General features: G+C 60.1%; 10 protein-coding genes. 2 read left to right on the top strand and 8 right to left on the bottom strand.

Annotated elements, in window-relative coordinates:
• Window positions 1-4: 4 nt before the first annotated feature.
• The 7 genes from baeR to yegD all read right to left on the bottom strand — a co-directional run bounded on the left by baeR (window position 5) and on the right by yegD (window position 12,454).
• Window positions 5-727, bottom strand: a complete 723-nt coding sequence (gene baeR / locus ACMWL8_RS04270; RefSeq protein ID WP_045260429.1) for a two-component system response regulator BaeR — start codon at window positions 725-727, stop codon at window positions 5-7.
• On the bottom strand, window positions 724-2,127 hold the full coding sequence (gene baeS, locus ACMWL8_RS04265; RefSeq protein WP_045260428.1) for a two-component system sensor histidine kinase BaeS: 1,404 nt from the start codon (window positions 2,125-2,127) through the stop codon (window positions 724-726). Before baeS ends, baeR begins: the two co-directional genes overlap by 4 nt.
• Entirely contained in the window at window positions 2,124-3,539 is a 1,416-nt protein-coding gene (locus tag ACMWL8_RS04260; protein ID WP_045260427.1) for an MFS transporter, read from the bottom strand. Before ACMWL8_RS04260 ends, baeS begins: the two co-directional genes overlap by 4 nt.
• Window positions 3,540-6,617 carry a multidrug efflux RND transporter permease subunit MdtC gene (gene mdtC, locus ACMWL8_RS04255; RefSeq protein WP_045260426.1) on the bottom strand — a complete coding sequence of 1,026 codons (3,078 nt, stop codon included), beginning with the start codon at window positions 6,615-6,617 and terminating at the stop codon, window positions 3,540-3,542.
• Window positions 6,618-9,740, bottom strand: coding sequence for an MdtB/MuxB family multidrug efflux RND transporter permease subunit (locus tag ACMWL8_RS04250; protein WP_045260425.1), 3,123 nt, complete (start codon window positions 9,738-9,740; stop codon window positions 6,618-6,620).
• Window positions 9,740-10,942, bottom strand: coding sequence for an MdtA/MuxA family multidrug efflux RND transporter periplasmic adaptor subunit (locus ACMWL8_RS04245; protein WP_041909096.1), 1,203 nt, complete (start codon window positions 10,940-10,942; stop codon window positions 9,740-9,742). Before ACMWL8_RS04245 ends, ACMWL8_RS04250 begins: the two co-directional genes overlap by 1 nt.
• A 159-nt stretch (window positions 10,943-11,101) precedes the next feature.
• Window positions 11,102-12,454, bottom strand: a complete 1,353-nt coding sequence (gene yegD, locus ACMWL8_RS04240) for a molecular chaperone (RefSeq protein WP_045260424.1) — start codon at window positions 12,452-12,454, stop codon at window positions 11,102-11,104.
• Window positions 12,455-12,584: 130 nt separating this feature from the next.
• Here yegD and alkA point away from each other — a divergent pair, with 130 nt between their 5' ends.
• Window positions 12,585-13,457, top strand: a complete 873-nt coding sequence (gene alkA / locus ACMWL8_RS04235) for a DNA-3-methyladenine glycosylase 2 (protein WP_045260423.1) — start codon at window positions 12,585-12,587, stop codon at window positions 13,455-13,457.
• Here alkA and ACMWL8_RS04230 read toward each other — a convergent pair.
• The gene (locus ACMWL8_RS04230; protein WP_414751571.1) at window positions 13,422-16,751 is read right to left on the bottom strand and encodes a diguanylate cyclase; all 3,330 of its coding nucleotides are present in this window, start codon (window positions 16,749-16,751) and stop codon (window positions 13,422-13,424) included. The two genes, alkA and ACMWL8_RS04230, sit on opposite strands and share 36 nt — an antisense overlap.
• Before the next feature lie 343 nt (window positions 16,752-17,094).
• Here ACMWL8_RS04230 and udk point away from each other — a divergent pair, with 343 nt between their 5' ends.
• On the top strand, window positions 17,095-17,736 hold the full coding sequence (gene udk / locus ACMWL8_RS04225) for a uridine kinase (RefSeq protein ID WP_008500855.1): 642 nt from the start codon (window positions 17,095-17,097) through the stop codon (window positions 17,734-17,736).
• Window positions 17,737-17,784: the final 48 nt, after the last annotated feature.

Genomic DNA, 17,784 nt, shown 5'->3' with positions numbered 1-17,784 from the left:
CTAGCTAGGCAATCCTGCACGCATCCGCTTCCCAGCGATACCCCACGCCGTACACCGCGCGAATAAACGACTGCTCGGCGTCCAGCGCCTCCAGCTTGCGGCGCAGGTTTTTGATGTGGCTGTCAATTGTGCGGTCGGTCACCACGCGGTAATCGTCGTACAGGTGGTTCAGCAGCTGTTCGCGTGAGAAGACTTTTCCCGGCTCTTGGGAGAGGGTTTTCAGCAGGCGGAACTCCGCAGGGGTGAGGTCCAGCAGCTTGCTGCGCCAGCTCGCCTGGAAGCGGCTCTCATCCACAATCAGCGGGCTTTCGGCGTCCAGCATCTGAAGCTCGCGCTTCGGCCTGCAGCGGCGCAGAATGGTTTTCACGCGGGCCACCACCTCACGCGGGCTGTAGGGCTTGCAGATGTAGTCGTCCGCGCCGATTTCGAGCCCCAGCAGGCGGTCAATCTCTTCAATTTTGGCGGTGACCATGACAATAGGCACGTCGGAGAAGCGACGAATTTCCCGGCACAGGGTCAGGCCATCAACGCCAGGCAGCATTAAATCCAGCAGGATAAGATCAGGCGGAGTCTGGCGTACGTACGGCAGCACCTGGTCGCCGTGGCTGATCAGTGACGGGGCATAGCTGGCCGCGCGTAAATAGTCGATCAGCAGCTGTCCCAGCTTGGGTTCGTCTTCGACGATCAAAATGCGCGGCGTGTTTTCGTCAATCGGTAACTCGGTCATACTTCTCTCGATAAATCCCGTTCCAGAGGTAACTCTACTGTAATGCTAACCCCGCCAAAAGGCGAATGGGCGGCGCGAATGGTGCCATTATGCGCCTCGACGATGTTAACGCAAATCGCCAGCCCCAGGCCGGAACCGCCGCTGGCGCGGTTGCGGGAGCCTTCGGTGCGGTAAAAGCGCTCGAACAATTTTTCCAGCTGCGCGTCCTGCACGCCGGGGGCGGAATCCGCGAAGGTGAGGGCGAAGCGTCCGTTTTCCTGTTTGCCGGAGATATGCAGCCCGCCGCCGCTGTCGGTGTAGCGCAGGCTGTTCTCCAGCAGGTTGTTGAACAGCTGCATTAGCCGGTCTTTGTCGCCAAACACCACCGCGCTGTCCGGCAGGGAGAGGTCGATTTTCAGGTTGCGGCTGGCAAAGCGTTCGCGGAAGGCGCCGCTCGCCACCTCCAGTACGTTAATGACATCAACGGGCGCCTTCTGGTAGGCCAGTGCGCCTTCGTCGGACATGGAGAGTTGGTGGAGGTCATCCACCAGCTTGGTGAGCGTGCCCACCTCCGCCTGCAGAGAGGCCACCGATTCGGGCGTAAACTGGCGTACGCCGTCCTGAATCGCCTCCAGCTCGCCGCGCAGCACTGCCAGCGGGGTGCGCAGCTCGTGGGAAATATCGGCCATAAAGTCGCGGCGCATCTGCTGGTTTTTCTCCAGCGTGCTGGCGAGCTGGTTAAAGTCCTGCGCCAGCTTGCCCAGTTCGTCCTGGCTGCGGGTGTCGACGCGGGTGGTGAAATCCCCGGCGGCCAGCTTGTGCGTGCCTTCCACCAGCCGTTTCACCGGCGCGAGCAGACCGCGCGCCAGCGGGAAGGTGGCGAGCGCGGCGAGCAGGGTGGAGAGAGCGACGATCAGCCAGCTGGTCCGGCGCTGCTGGCGGTCAAAATTGATATCGGTGTTGCGCGTCAGGCGCTCCACCGGTGAGGCGATAACCCAGCCGACGGTCGCGTTATTCACCTTAATCGCCCGGCGGGTGCCGTCCGGCGGTATCGGCGCGCGCGGCCCAACCAGCGTGCGCATATCCTGATCGATTACCCAGAACTGGGTGCGCCAGCCGTGCGGCGGCATGCCCGGCCCCGGGCGATCGTCACCGGTGTCGTGCTCCAGCGAGCGCAGGATCTGGAAAATAAAGCGGTCGTTATTGCGCAGAAAACGCCAGTTGCCGTGCTGGGCGTACTGTTCACTCAGCGCATCGCTTAAGCCCTGCAGGCGCTGCTCGTTGCCATGCTTGATGTAATCAATAAAACCGCGCTCAAAGCTGATCCGCACCGCCCAGTGCATGGTGATCAGCAGGACAATACAGGTGGCAAAAATCGCCACGAAGAGCTTGCCGGTAATACCCGGACGCCAGAATTTCATGAGCCACTCCTTTTGCCGCGCCTAATCACGACGTTCTTGCTGGTATCATCCGGCACTCTGACGAAGATGAAAGCGGGCAGGGCGATAATGACCGCCATGCTGAGATAGGTATATAAAAAGACCTGATGCGCCACCGGCGTGTCGACGCTGAGGTGGTGCTGGCCGTACATGCCGAGCAGTAAACCCGCGATGGTCACGCCCACGCTCATGGAGAGCTGCATCACCATCGACAGCAGGCTGTTGCCGCTGCTCGCCAGATCGTCCGGCAGGTCTTTCAGCGTCAGGGTATTCATCGACGAGAAGCGCATGGAGTTGACCATCCCCTGGCAGAACAGCACCAGCGGCAGGACGTAGTACCAGCCCATCAGCGCCACGGTCATAAACAGCAGGCTGACCAGCGACAGCCCCAGCGTGGCGGCCACCAGCACGTGACGGTAGCCAAAGCGGTTCACCACCTGCACCACGATGCGCTTCATCCCCATGCTGCCGAGCACCATCGGGATCATCATCAGGCCCGCGTGAAACGGCGAAAACCCCATGCCAATTTGCAGAAACACGGGCGTCATAAACGGCAGCATGCCGCTGCCGATACGTCCGGCGAAGCTGCCGAACAGGCCAAGACGGTAGGTGGGATTTTTAAATAAGTTCAGGCTGAACAGCGCCTGGTCATTCCCGCGAGCGTGCCACAGATACCACAGAATGGCGGTGATGCCGATAACCACCAGCACCCCGAGCGTCAGGGACGAAATGCCCAGCCCCTTTTGCCCGTCGAGCGCCAGGGTGAGCGTAGCCATGCCCGCCGCCAGCAGAATAAAGCCGAAGACATCAAAGCGTCGGGTCTGCATTTTGTAGTTCGGCATCAGCGTCAGGGTGGCGATAGCGCCAATGATGCCAACAGGAAGATTGATTAAGAAAATCCAGTGCCAGGAGGCGTACTCCACCAGCATCCCGCCCAGCGCCGGGCCCAGCAGCGGCCCCACCTGACCGGGCAGGGTGACGAAGGTCATCGCCGCCATGTACTGCTCGCGTGGCACAATCTTCATCACCTTTAACCGCCCGACGGGCACCATCATCGCGCCACCGACGCCCTGCAGCACGCGCGCCGCCACCAGTTGGTCTAGTGTGCTGGCCTGGGCGCAAAACAGCGAGCCAGCGGTAAACAGCACGATGGCGGTAAAAAAGATATTTCGCACGCCCACTTTGTCCGCCAGCCAGCCGCTGGCAGGCAGCATCACGGCCACCGTCAGCACGTAGGAGACAATCACCATGTGCATATGCAGCGGGCTCTCCCCCAGGCTTTTCGCCATGGAGGGGAGGGCGGTGTTGACGATGGTCGTATCCAGCGACTGCATAAAGAAGCCGAAGGCGACTATCCACAATTGCCAGCGAACGTTGCTGGGAAGCTCAGTCATTTACCCGTTTACCGTTTCTCTGTTTTTACGCGAAAAGCGCAGCCGCAGGCGGTCGAAGAACAGATAGACCACCGGCGTGGTGTACAGCGTCAGCAGCTGGCTCATCACCAGGCCGCCGACAATGGTGATCCCCAGCGGCTGGCGCAGCTCTGAGCCGTCGCCGCCCGAGATAACCAGCGGCAGCGCGCCAAACAGCGCCGCCAGGGTGGTCATCATGATCGGACGGAAGCGCAGCAGGCAGGCCTGGAAGATCGCCTCCTCCGGCGAGAGGTTGCCGTTGCGCTGGGCGTCCAGCGCGAAGTCCACCATCATGATGGCGTTTTTCTTAACAATGCCGATTAAAAGCATAATCCCGATAAGCGCGATCAGGCTGAACGGCGCGCCAAACAGCTCCAGCGCCAGCAGCGCCCCCACGCCCGCCGACGGCAGCGTTGAGAGAATGGTCAGCGGGTGCACGTAGCTTTCATACAGCACGCCCAGCACAATATAGACCGTGGCGATGGCGGCCAGAATCAAAATCACCTGCGAATTCATCGTCTCCTGGAACACCTGCGCGGTCCCGGCAAAGCTGCCGCGCACGGTGGACGGCACGCCAAGCTGCGTCATCGCGCGGTTGATCGCGTCGCTGGCCTCGGAAAGCGACGAACCGGCGGGCAGGTTAAAGGAGATGGTCGACGCCGCCGACAGCCCCTGATGGTTCACCGACAGCGGCGCGTTGGCTGGCCGCCAGCTGGCAAAGTACGAGAGCGGAATCGCCTTGCCGTCGCTGTTAATCACAAACATTTTGTCCAGCGCGCTGATGTCCTGGGTGTAGCGCGGATCGACCTCCATCACCACCTTATACTGGTTCATCGGCTGGTAGATGGTGGAGATCTCCCGCTGGCCGAAGGCGTTATTTAGCAGGCTGTTGGCGGCTTCAACGTTGATGCCCAGCCGCGACATGGTTTCGCGGTCGTAGGTGAGCGCCATCTCCGCGCCGTTGTCCTGCTGATCGGAGTTCACGTCCGCCAGCTCCGGCAGGGCGGCCAGCGCCTTACGGATCTTCGGCTCCCACTCGCGCAGGGCGGCTAAATCATCCGAGAGCAACGTGTACTGGTAGCTGGCGTTCGCCTGCCGCCCGCCGACGCGGATATCCTGAACGGCCATCAAAAACAGGTTTGCGCCCGGCTCTTTGGCAAGCTTCACCCGCAGGCGGTCAATCACCTGCTGCGCCGTTTCGTTGCGCTCGCCGCGCGGCTTAAGGGTAATGAACATCATCCCGCTGTTAACGCGCGAGCCGCCGGTAAAGCCAGTGACGTTGTCTACAGCCGGATCCTCACGAATGATCTTCATAAAGTCCTGCAGCTTGCCGCGCATCGCCTGGAATGAAATGCTCTGGTCCGCCTGAATGCCGCCCATCAGCACGCCGGTGTCCTGCTCCGGGAAGAAGGTTTTCGGGATGGTGATGTACATCCAGACGTTGAGCCCAATTGTGGCGATCAGCACCAGGCCGACCAGCCGCGTGTGGTTCAGCACCCACTTCAGCGATTTGCCGTAGCCTTCCTGCATCGCCATCAGAAAACGACCAAAGCCTTTGCGGCGCGGCTGCGAGTGAGGCTTGCTGCGCTTGAGCATCCAGCCGCACATCATCGGCGTCAGCGTCAGGGAAATCACCAGCGAAATCCCGATGGCGACCGAGAGGGTGACGGCAAACTCGCGCAGTAAGCGGCCCGGCAGGCCGCCCATCAGCAGCAGTGGCAGGAATACCGCCACCAGCGACAGGCTCATGGAAAGTACCGTAAAGCCCACCTCGCGCGTGCCCTGCAGCGCGGCCTGAAGCGGTTTCACGCCCGCTTCAAGGTGGCGGGAAATGTTCTCCAGCACCACGATGGCGTCATCCACCACGAAGCCCGTCGCAATCGTCAGGGCCATCAGCGACAGGTTGTTAAGGCTAAAGCCGCACAGGTACATGGCGGCAAAGGTCCCAATCAGCGACACCGGCACGGCCACCGCCGGGATCAGCGTCGCGCGGCCGGAGCGCAGGAACAGGAACACCACCAGGATCACCAGCGCGACGGAGATAATCAGCGTTTGCTCCACCTCTTCAAGCGAGGCGCGGATGGTCGGGGAGCGATCCTGGGCAATCTGCAGATCGATTGCTGCCGGGATGGTCTCCTTTAGCTCCGGGAGGCGGGCGCGAATGCTGTTCACCGTCTCAATAATGTTCGCCTCCGGCAGCTTGCGAATCATCAGCAGGATGGCCGGTTTAGCGTTGGTCATCCCGGCGTTGCGCACGTCCTGCACCGAGTCAGTGACGCTGGCTACGTCGCTCAGGCGTACCGCCGCGCCGTTGTTGTAGTGAATAATCAGCGGTTGATACTCGGCGGCGGTTTTCAGCTCGTCGTTGGTCTGGATCTGCCAGCGGTGGCTGCCGTCCTCAATCGCCCCCTGCGGTTTACGCACGTTGGCGCTGCTGATGGCGGAGCGCACGTCGTCCAGCGACACGCCCTGGTTGAACAGCGCCTGCGGGTTCAGGCCCACGCGCACGGCGGGCAGGGAGCTTCCGCCAACGCTCACGTCACCCACGCCGTTGATTTGTGAGATCGTCTGCGCCAGCTGGGTCGACGCAAAGTCGTAGAGTTGCCCCTGAGAATAGGTGTCCGAGGTCAGCGTCAGGATCATGATTGGCGCGTCGGACGGATTGGCCTTGCGGTAGGTAGGACGGCTCGGCATCCCGCTCGGCAGAAGGCTTTGCGCGGCGTTGATGGCCGCCTGCACGTCACGGGCGGCACCGTTAATATCCCGGTCGAAGCTGAATTCCAGAATGATGCGCGTGCTGCCCAGCGAGCTGCTGGAGGTCATCTCGTTGACTCCCGCAATCCGCCCAAGAGAACGCTCCAGCGGCGTGGCAACGGACGAGGCCATGGTCTCCGGTGACGCACCCGGCAGCGAGGCGCTGACCATGATCACCGGGAAATCCACCTGCGGCAGGGGGGCAACTGGCAGCAGCCGGAAGCCCAGCACGCCGCACAGGGTAATGGCGACGGAGAGTAAAATCGTCGCAACTGGACGGTAAATGAAGAGGGCGAAAAACTTCACTTACGCCTCCTCTTCACGTTTCGGGAAACGGCTTTTGGTCCACAGCGCCAGGCGGTCAAACAGCAGATAGATCACCGGCGTGGTGAAGAGCGTCAGCACCTGACTCACCAGCAGGCCCCCGACCATACCGATACCCAGCGGGCGGCGCAGCTCCGCACCGACGCCGGTGCTGAGCATCAGCGGCAGCGCGCCCAACAGGGCGGCCAGCGTGGTCATCAGGATCGGGCGGAAACGCAGCAGGCAGGCCTGGAAGATGGCATCGCGCGGCGACATGCCCTGCTCGCGCTCGGCGGCCAGCGCAAAGTCGATCATCATGATGGCGTTTTTCTTCACGATCCCGATAAGCAGGATGATGCCGATGATGGCAATAACGTCCAGCTCGCTGCCCGCCAGCATCAATGCCAGCAACGCCCCCACGCCCGCCGTTGGCAGGGTAGAGAGGATGGTGATTGGGTGGATAAAGCTTTCGTACAGCACGCCAAGCACGATGTACATCGCCACGACCGCCGCGACGATCAGCCAGACGGTGTTGCCCAGCGCGGCCTGGAACGCCAGCGTGCTGCCCTGGAACTGGGTCTGAATGTCGGACGGGAAGCTGAGCGCTTTTTCAGCAGCCTGGATGGCTTCCACCGCCTCGCCCAGCGAGTAACCGTCCGGCACGTTGAAGGAAATGGTGGTGGACGGGAACTGATCCAGGTGGTTAATCGACAGCGGGGTATAGCGCTCCTCCACCGTGGCGATGGCGCTCAGCTGCACAATGCCGCCGTCTTTGCTGGTCAGGCGCACCGAGTCCAGCGCGGCCAGGCCGGGGGTGTTCTCGGTGTTGTGTTCCAGCACCACGCGGTACTGGTTCGCCTGGGTGTAGATGGTGGAGATCAGGCGCTGTCCGAAGGCGTTGTACAGGGCGTTGTCCACATCAGACATGGTGATGCCCAGACGGCTGGCGGTATCGCGGTTAACGTTGACGTAGGCCGCCAGCCCCTTGTCCTGCCAGTCGCTGCTGACGTCGGCGAGCTGCGGCAGGGTGTTAAGTTTTTCAACCAGCTGCGGCACCCAGGTGCTGAGGGCATCAAGCGACGTAGCCTGGAGCGTGAACTGATACTGCGTGCGGCTGACCTGGGTATCAATGGTCAAATCCTGAATCGGCTGCAGGTACAGCTCAACGCCCGGCACGCGGGCCACGGCGCTTTGCAGCCGCTCAATGACGGCGTTGACGCGATCGTCGCGCTCATCGAGCGGCTTAAGGTTGATCTGCAGACGCGCGCTGTTGAGCGACGGATTGGTGCCATCCACCCCCACGTAGGACGTCAGGCTCTCCACCGCCGGGTCTTTCATGATGATTTCAGACACCTGCTGCTGGCGCTGCGCCATGTTCGCGAAGGAGACCGACTGCGGAGCCTGCAGCGTGCCCTGAATAATGCCGTTATCCTGGATGGGGAAGAAACCTTTCGGAATAAAAATCCACAGCATTACGCTGAGCGCCAGCGTGCCCAGCGCCACGCCAAGCGTTGCCCACGGATGGTTCAGCACTTTCGCCAGCACGCGACCGTAGGCGGCAATAATTCGCTCGAACATCCGCTCGGAGGCGCGGGAGAAGCGGTTTTGCTTGCGCAGGGACTCGTGGCTCAGCATGCGGGCGCACATCATCGGCGTCAGGGTCAGCGACACCACAGCAGAGATCAGAATGGCGACCGCCAGCGTCACGGCAAACTCGCGGAACAGCCGCCCGACGATGTCGCCCATAAACAGTAGCGGGATCAGCACCGCAATCAGCGAGAAGGTGAGCGAGATAATGGTAAAGCCGATTTCACCCGCGCCCTTCAGCGCGGCGGCCAGCGGCTTTTCACCTTTCTCGATATAGCGCGAGATGTTCTCGATAACGACGATGGCGTCATCCACCACGAACCCGGTGGCGATGGTGAGCGCCATCAGCGTCAGGTTGTTAATCGAAAAGTCGAGGAACACCATCACCGCAAAGGTCCCGACCAGCGAGAGCGGCACGGCGACGGCGGGGATAATGGTTGCCGGAACGTTGCGCAGGAACAGGTAAATGATCATCACCACCAGCGCAATCGCCAGCATCAGCTCGAACTGGGTGTCGGTGACCGACGCACGAATGTTGGTGGTGCGGTCGGAAAGGACTTTTACGCTGACCGATTTCGGCAGGCTTTCAATCAGCTGCGGCAGCATGGTGCGGATGCTGTCGGCGGTTTCGATGATGTTAGCGCCCGGCTGGCGCTGCACGTTCATCACGATCGCCTGCTGCTTGTTCGCCCACGCGCCGAGCCAGCTGTTTTCCGCGCCTTGTTCCACGGTGGCGACATCGCCCAGGCGGATCGGCGCGCCGTTCTGGTAGGCCACAATCAGCTGGCGGTATTCGTCGGCGGACTGCATCTGGTCGTTTGCCGAGAGGGTGACCGCACGGGTCGGGCCGTCCAGCGAGCCTTTCGCCGAGTTGACGTTGGCACTGCTGATGGCGGTGCGGATGGTTTCGCTGGTCAGCCCCAGCGCGGCAATCGCCTGTGCGTTAAGCTTCACGCGCACGGCCGGGCGCTGGCCGCCCGCCAGCGTGACGAGGCCGACGCCGGAGACCTGAGAAATCTTCTGCGCCACGCGGGTTTCGACCATGTCTTCGACCTGGGTCATCGGCATGGCGGAGGAGGTGACGGCAAGCGTCATGATCGGCGGATCCGCCGGGTTCACCTTGCTGTAGACCGGCGGGTTAGGCAGGTCCGACGGCAGCAGGTTGGTGGCGGCGTTGATGGCGGCCTGCACTTCCTGCTCGGCGACGTCCAGCGACAGCGTTAGCTGGAACTGCAGCGTCACGACGGATGCCCCGCCGGAACTCTGGGAGGACATCTGTTTTAACCCGGACATCTGGCCAAACTGGCGCTCCAGCGGGGCGGTAATGGCGGACGTCACCACGTCCGGGCTGGCGCCAGGATAGAGAGTGACAACCTGAATCGTTGGATAATCCACTTCCGGCAGCGCCGACACGGGCAGGAAGCGGTAGCCAATGATCCCGGCCAGCAGGATCGCCACCATCAACAGCGTGGTGGCGACAGGGCGGAGGATAAACAGGCGTGACGGCCCACCTGTAGAGCTCGGGGGCATAACCTGCATCAGGAGGTCGCTCCCTGTTTTGCAGGTTCAACCACCTCAACTTTCGCGCCTTCGGTGAGACGGTCGATGCCGTCGGTGACCACGCGGTCGCCGGCGGAGAGCCCGGCGCTGATGACCACCGTCTGGCTGTCCTGAATCCCGGTTTTCACCAGATGCTTGCTCACTTTATTGTCGCTGTTCAGCACCCAGACAAAGCTTCCTTCGTTACCCATCTGCAGCGCTGCGGTGGGGATCACCACCGCGTTCTCTTCGGTAGCGACCAGCATTCGCGCGTTGACGAACTGGTTCGGGAAGAGGGCATCGTCCTGGTTGTTAAAGCGCGCCTTCAGCTTGATGGTGCCGGTGGTGGTATCGATCTGGTTGTCCAGACTAAGCAGGGAACCCTCGCTCAGCTTCTGCTTGTTGGTGCGGTCCCAGGCTTCCACCACCAGGCCTTTACCGGCTTTTTGCGCCTGCATGACGGTTGCGATATCGCTTTCCGGCAGGGTAAAGACTAAATCAATCGGGTGGGTCTGGGTGATCACCACGATGCCCGTGGTGTCGCCGCTGGAGATCTGGTTACCGATATCGACCTGCTTCAGGCCCACGCGTCCGTCAATCGGCGCGGTGATGCGGCTCCAGTCCAGCTGCAGCTGCGCGCTGGCGACGGCGGCCTCGTCGGCTTTGATGGTGCCCTGCGTTTCGCTGACCAGCGACTGCTGGGTGTCCAGCTCCTGACGAGAAACGAGGTTGGTTTTCACCAGCTGCTGGTAGCGCGCCAGATCGCGACGGGCGTTGGCGAGGGTGGCTTTGTCTTTCGCGAGCTGCCCCTGCGCCTGAGCGAGGGCGACTTTAAACTGGCTCGGGTCGATTTCCGCCAGCAGATCGCCCGCTTTGACCTGCTGACCTTCCTGGAAGTGGATCGCGATGAGCTGACCGTCAACGCGGCTGCGCACCGTGGCGGTGTTGGCGGCGGTGATGGTTCCGAGCCCCGTCAGATAACGCGGAACGGCTTTGCTCACCGCCGTTGCCGCCTGAACCGGTGCCAGCGCGCCGCCGCGCATGCCGTGACGGCCGCCGCCAGCCGGGCGCTGGGCCTGGCTGCTGGCGCCGGCGGGAGCGGCGGAGTTCGCAGATTGACTGTGCCAGTACCAGGCGGCGGCAAGGACCACCACAATGATGCCAGCGGCGATTGCCCAGCGGGATTTGTTACTGCCTTTCATCGTTATACGTTCTCATCCTGAATACTTCGGGGAATGATACTAGTTTAGTCAGCTAACACAGCGGAAAAATGGAGGAAATATGGAAGACTGTCAGGAATGGTCTGAGTGTGGCGATCGTTTTAGCCGGGTAAGGCGAAGCCGCCACCCGGCACAACCGCATTAGCTAAACATCACCTGCGCCCAGCGCGCCAGCCCTGCGGTAACGGAGCCAAAGTCATCCCCACCGGCAATCGGAATGCCCGGCAGCTGTTCCGCCAGCGCTTTCTTGATCAGCGGTGAACGGGCGCTACCGCCGGTCAGGTAGATCACATCCGGCTTCTCTTTGCCGTTCTCCAGCGCCAGCTGGACCTGCTCCAGGATGCGCTGCAGCGGCTGAGCAAGCGCCGTCTCCAGCCCCTCCTGTGAAATCGCCGTGGCCAGATCCTCGCTGATAAACGGCAAGGAGACCGCATGTTCAGGACGGTCGGAAAGGGCGATTTTGCACTCCTCCGCAGTTCGCACCACGCGGTAGCTCAGGCGCTGACGCCACACTTTATACAGCAGGGCGACCTTCTCGGCATCCTGCGCGTCGCGCACCAGGTCGTTGAGGAAGCGCCCGTTCGCGGTGCTGTAAAAATCACTCTGCGCCGGAACGTCGTTGATGGCAATCGCGTTCCACCACGGCAGGATCGGCAGGGCAATGCCTTTTTCCGTTTGCCCGCCCATGCCCAGCAGCGGCATCAGGCTCTTGAAGGCCAGGGCGATATCCAGATCGTTGCCGCCTACGCGGCAGCCGCTGTGCCCGAGCAGGCTGTTTTCGCGGTCACGACGTTGATGCCACTGCGGCCCCATCAGCAGCAGCGAGCAGTCCGTTGTACCGCCCCCGATGTCGACGACCAGCACGCGCTTCTCTTCCGTCAGCGTGGCTTCAAAATCCAGCCCCGCCGCAACCGGCTCGTACTGAAACACCACGTCGCGGAATCCCGCCCGGTGCGCCGCTCGTTCAAGGATCCCCTGGGCCTGCTGGTTGGCTTCGTCACCGCCCAGCCCCTGGAAGTTGATCGGGCGGCCAATCACCGCCTGGGTGATAGTATCCGGCACCTGCGACTGCGCCTGATTGCGGATATGCAGCATCATGGCGCAGACCAGATCTTCAAACATCGCCACCTGCTGCGGCTTCAGGCCGCTCGCGCCGAGGAAGGATTTTGGCGATTTAACGAAGTAGACCTCTTCCGGGTCTTCAATGTAGTGCCCGAGCGAGGAGAGGCCAAACTGCACGCTGGAAGGGGTAACGTCGATGTCTTCCTCGCGGTTAAAGCTGACCGCCCGACGCAGCAGCGCCTGGGTCTCCGCCGCGGTAGCCGGAACCTGATGGTGGCGGAACAGCCACTCGCTCACCGCTTCGCGCGTCGGCGCGCAGAGCATTGACGGCAGCAGCGTGCTCTCTTTTTCCATTTTCAGAAGCTGCGGTTGGCCGTTTTGCATGATCGCAACCGAGCAGTTTGCCGTACCGTAGTCAAATCCAATAAACACGATTAATCCCCATGCCGGTGAGAAGGGGCGAGACTTTAACGAAATGTCTGCATCGCGACAACAGGAATATGAAAGCAAGGCAAAACAAGGTCTTTCCGTTTATGCTGATAAAAATAAAAAAGGAGCAGCGATGTATACCCTGACGTGGCAACCCCCTTACGACTGGCAGTGGATGTTTGGCTTTCTTGGCGCGCGTGCGGTGACGGGCATTGAAATCGTCACGAGCGACTACTACGAGCGCAGCTTTGCCTGCGACGGCCATCAGGGGATATTTCGCGTGACGCCAGATATCGCTACCCATACGCTGATTGTGACGCTCAGCCCGGGGTTGGTTCCGGTTGCGCAGACGTGTCTTGAACGCATCGCGCGCCTGTTCGATCTCGCCTGTAACCCGCAGCACATCGCGAATACGCTGGGGGATCTCGGCGCTGCCCGCCCCGGCTTGCGTCTGCCGGGGGCGATGGATGCGTACGAGCAGGGCGTCCGGGCCATTCTCGGGCAGTTGGTCAGCGTGGCGATGGCGGCGAAACTGGCTTCCCGCGTTGTCGCCCTGTGCGGTGAGCCGGTGAAGGATGCTCCGGGTTATGTCTGCTTTCCCTCCCCGCAAGCGCTGGCCGCTGCCGATCCGCTGGCGCTCAAGGCGCTCGGAATGCCGGTAAAACGCGCGGAGGCGCTGATTCATCTGGCGCAGTCGGTTGTTGACGGGACGTTTCCGCTGACGCCGCCTGAGGACGTTGAGGCGGGCATGAAGGCGCTACAGCAGCGGCCGGGCATCGGGCGCTGGACGGCAAATTACCTGGCCCTGAGAGGCTGGCAGGCGAAAGATGTGTTCCTGCCGGATGATTATCTGATAAAGCAACGCTTCGCCGGGATGACTCCCGCGCAGATCCGTCGTTACGCCGAGCGCTGGCAGCCGTGGCGCTCCTACGCGCTGCTGCACATCTGGTATACCGACGGCTGGACGCCGTCAGTTGATGGCGAAATAACTGGTGTTGAGCAGTAGATCCAGCGGCTGCGGCTCGGCGATGGTGTCGCCATAGATAAAATCAATGCCGATGCCGGAAAGCGTATCCATCATGATGGGCTGGTTGCAGGGGCCCGCGATGGTTTTCATCCCCAGACGCTGGGCGTGGCCCTGAACGATGGTCACCATCATCTCATCCATCAGATTACCATACACGTTGCTCACCACCTCGGCGTCGAGCATCAGATAATCGGCCATGTTCGGGCTCAGGTGGCTGAAGACGTTCATGTCGCGCCCTATCTGGCTGAAGATCACCCGGCAGCCCGCCTGGCGAAGCTTTTGCAGCCCTCGCTGCAGATTCTCATCCGGATTACACACCACGTCGCTCGCGATAACCAGATGCAGCAGACGGCCCGGCATGGGGCTGTTATCGAGCAGGTCGAGGAGTTCATCGACCAGCGTTACGCTGGCTAAACCGGCGGCAGAAAGCGGCAGTGCTACCCCCATCCCTTTACGGGCGACCTGTGCGGCAGAGGTGCGGAAAAACTCACTAAAGATACGTCTGTCGAGGGCGTGCAGCAGTTCGGGCTCCGCCAGACCAGAACGGAAGGCGTGCTCCTCCTGGACTTCACCCTGGCTGGTCCACAGGCGTAGCGAAATCAGCCAGAAGTTACAGCTTTCCGGTATGCGCGGAGAGGCGACGCTGCGGGCTATCATCATCAGATGATTGTCTTTGATCATATGCCACTGTTCGTCCAGCGACATCATGCTGCGCGCGCTCCGATCCCGCTCCTGCTGCGGTTCGTACACCGTCACGATGCCGCGGCCGCTGTTTTTCGAGGCATAACAGGCAATATCCGCCTGCGACATCACTTCTGACGCCTGGTTATTATGCTCATCAATCAGCGTGATCCCTGCGCTGGCGCCAATCCGGTGCAGGCGACCTTCCCACATAAAGTGATAGTCATTGATGGTATGGATCAAACGCCCGGTGATATAGCGCGCGCTCTCAATATTGCAGTCCGGCAGCAGCAGCCCAAACTCGTCGCCGCCCAGGCGCGCCAGTACGTCGCTGGAGCGAAGCATGGTTAACATCATGGAAGAGAGTTCCCGCAGCAGGGCATCTCCCGCCGCATGGCCTGCGCTATCATTGACGGCTTTGAAGCGGTCCAGATCGATAAAGACCAGCGCATGACGCTGACGCGTCTCGCGAACGGTTTGCAGAAGCCGTTTAAGATGGTTTTCGAAGCTGACCCGATTTGCCAGGTGGGTGAGGGCATCGTGCGACGCGCTGTAGCTTAGCTGACGCAGCATTTTGCGCGACTCGGTGACGTCCTGAATAACGATCACCGAGCCAATACTGTGCCCATCAAGGGTACTGAGTGGCGTAATGCTGTAGTGAATATCAAACGATCCGCCGGTGCGGCAGTTCAGCACTACATCCTGGTCGATATCGGAGCGTGACATATCGCCGCTGTGGATATTCTCCATCAGCGGGCCCCGTTCCCCAAAGGTGATGTGTAACACCTTCAGGATAGGCTGGCCGATGGCCTCGGTCTGCAGCCAGCCGCTCATCTTCTCGGCGACCGGGTTCATAAAGGTGACGTTCATGTCGATATCGGTACAGAGCACCGCTTCGCCGATGGAGTCGAGCGTGATGTGCAGACGCTCTTTTTCCTGAAACAGCGCTTCGTTAAGCTCCTTCACCTCGGTCATGTCCATATTGATGCCGAGCAAACGTTCGACTTCACCCTCTTTATTCAGCACCCGGTTGGCCAGGGAGCGTATATGGCGCACGCCTTCCTTCACGCGGATACGGAATTCAAGCTTAAACGGCAGACGAGAAACCAGTGAATCCCGCAGCACCTGCTCCGCATGGGCGCGATCCTCCGGCAATATTCTTTCGTGCCAGAGCTGCCAGGTGGGCTTGATGTGCGGCGGAATTTCATACAGCTCAAACATCCGCTTATCCCAACTGATGATGTCTGGCTCCAGATCCCACTCCCAGATGCCGATGCCGCCCGCTTCGTTGGCCAGCGTAATGCGCTCCATCAGCCGTTTATTGACCCACTCGGTCTGCTTCAGGTCGTTAATGTCTTCAATCTGGGCGATAAAATAGAGCGGCGAGCCATCGGCATGGCGCACGACGGAGACGGCCAAAAGTGCCCAGACGACCTCTCCGTTGCGCGTGTAATAGCGCTTTTCAAGGGTGTAGGTGTTGATCTCGCCGTTGACCAGCTGCTCCAGCTGTTCCAGGTCGGTATGCAAATCTTCCGGCCAGGTGAGCTGCTGGAAGGTGAGCGACTGTAGCTCGGTCTGGCTGTAACCGAGGAAATTGCACAGCGCCTTGTTGGCCTGAAGCCACTGGCCCTCCATGCTGACTAACGCCATACCGATGGCGGAATACTCCATTGCATTACGAAAGCGCTCTTCGCTCTCGGTGATGTGTTTGCGTTCGGCACGGAAGGCATACATCACCATGGTCATCACGTTAGCGGGGAGGAGGAGCATCAGGAACGGCAGCCACGGCGCGTTCATCATCGGCCCGGCATGTTGGGTGGTCAGCGCCGAAGGGTTATGGGCAATCATCAGTGAAACGACCATCACGGTAACCAGAAACACCATGAACGCTTCCAGCCGCGGCAAGCGCACGGCGCTCCACATCAGCAGGACAATCACGCAGGTAAAGGGCCACGGCAGCCAGGTGATGGATGCCCAGCTGAGGGCCAGCGTTACGGCCATGGTAACCAGGGTTTCCAGCAGCAATCTCGGGTCACGGTGGCGGAGCAGGTAATGGGATTTAAACAGCAGCCCCAGCGGCACCAGCGCCAGCGCGCCAATGGATTCAGATAGCACCCAGACGATGAAATTACGCAGCGGCTCAGGGCCGGGGATCAGAAGCGTCATCAGAATACCGCCCACCAGCGGCGGCACCAGCGCGCTGCCTATTGCCAGGCGGATCCAGTTGTTTAAATTTTGCAGCGGGTTGTACCACGGAAGCAGCTTGCGCAGTAACACGGCACCGATGATGGCCTCAATAACGTTTATTGCGGTGTAGGTGGGGTTTATCGACGCCCAGGAGAACAGCATCCACGAGGCCAGAATATTGCCAAATGAACAGGCCAGGGCTATCCCGGGCCACATTTTTCCTGCATGGCGGTAAAACGCCACCATCATAATGGCGGTAGGAAACCAGAGTGGCGCCAGCAGGGTACCGAAGCGGGTAAGCTCCAGCGAAAATAAGGTAAAGATAAAGGTGACCAGGCCCAGACAGACAAGTCGTAATAAAGGATGTGGGGTGGTAACCAAAACCCGCTGGTATTGTTTATTCATTACCGCTTTATCCAGAGACGCCATGCCGTCAGGAGAGAAGTGCGCACGAGTGAATTTGATAATTTGGTTTATGCTAGTACAAACAATTTACAATTCATATGGCGACTGCTCATAATTTGACATCATAGACTTATTAAATAGTTACTCGCTAAAAAATTCCTGTTAAACGCTGAAAAAACGGTCATTAAAATTTCTCTCAGGGATCAATGCGCCACTTTTCAGCCTGTCTCGCAGAACCTGCGCATTCGACTGGTATCACGCCCGCGAAATCCCTATAATTGCCGCGTTTGACGCTCCGGCGTCGTCCTTCCTTAACATCCAGGTTATTCAGGTCGCTAAATTTATGACTGATAAGTCTCATCAGTGCGTCATTATAGGCATCGCCGGCGCATCGGCTTCAGGTAAAAGTCTAATTGCCAGTACGCTTTATCGCGAACTGCGTGAACAGGTAGGTGATGAGCATATCGGCGTCATTCCCGAAGACAGCTACTACAAAGATCAATCCCATCTGTCGATGGAAGAACGTGTAAAAACCAACTACGACCACCCGAATGCGATGGATCACAGTTTACTGTTCCAGCATTTAGAAGCGCTTAAGAGCGGCCAGGCGATCGAACTGCCCGTTTACAGTTACGTAGAACACACCCGTACCCAGGAAACGATCCGCATCGAGCCGAAGAAGGTCATTATCCTTGAAGGCATCCTGCTCCTGACCGATGCCCGCCTGCGTGAATCCATGAACTTCTCCATCTTTGTCGATACCCCGCTGGATATCTGCCTGATGCGCCGCATCAAGCGTGACGTTAACGAGCGCGGCCGTTCGATGGACTCCGTCATGGCGCAATACCAGAAAACGGTCCGTCCGATGTTCCTGCAGTTTATTGAACCATCCAAACAATACGCCGATATCATCGTGCCTCGCGGGGGCAAAAACCGCATTGCTATTGATATCTTAAAAGCGAAAATCAGCCAGTTTTTTGAATAAGCCGCGCGAATTGTGTACCGTTCAGAGATAACCTGGTTTTACCCTGAG

This window comes from Enterobacter sp. 04-C-12-SI-ECC, assembly GCF_047530715.1.
Lineage (GTDB): Bacteria > Pseudomonadota > Gammaproteobacteria > Enterobacterales > Enterobacteriaceae > Enterobacter > Enterobacter bugandensis.
The sequence above is the reverse complement of the archived record's forward strand: the minus strand, read 5'-3'. Positions and strand labels throughout refer to the sequence as shown.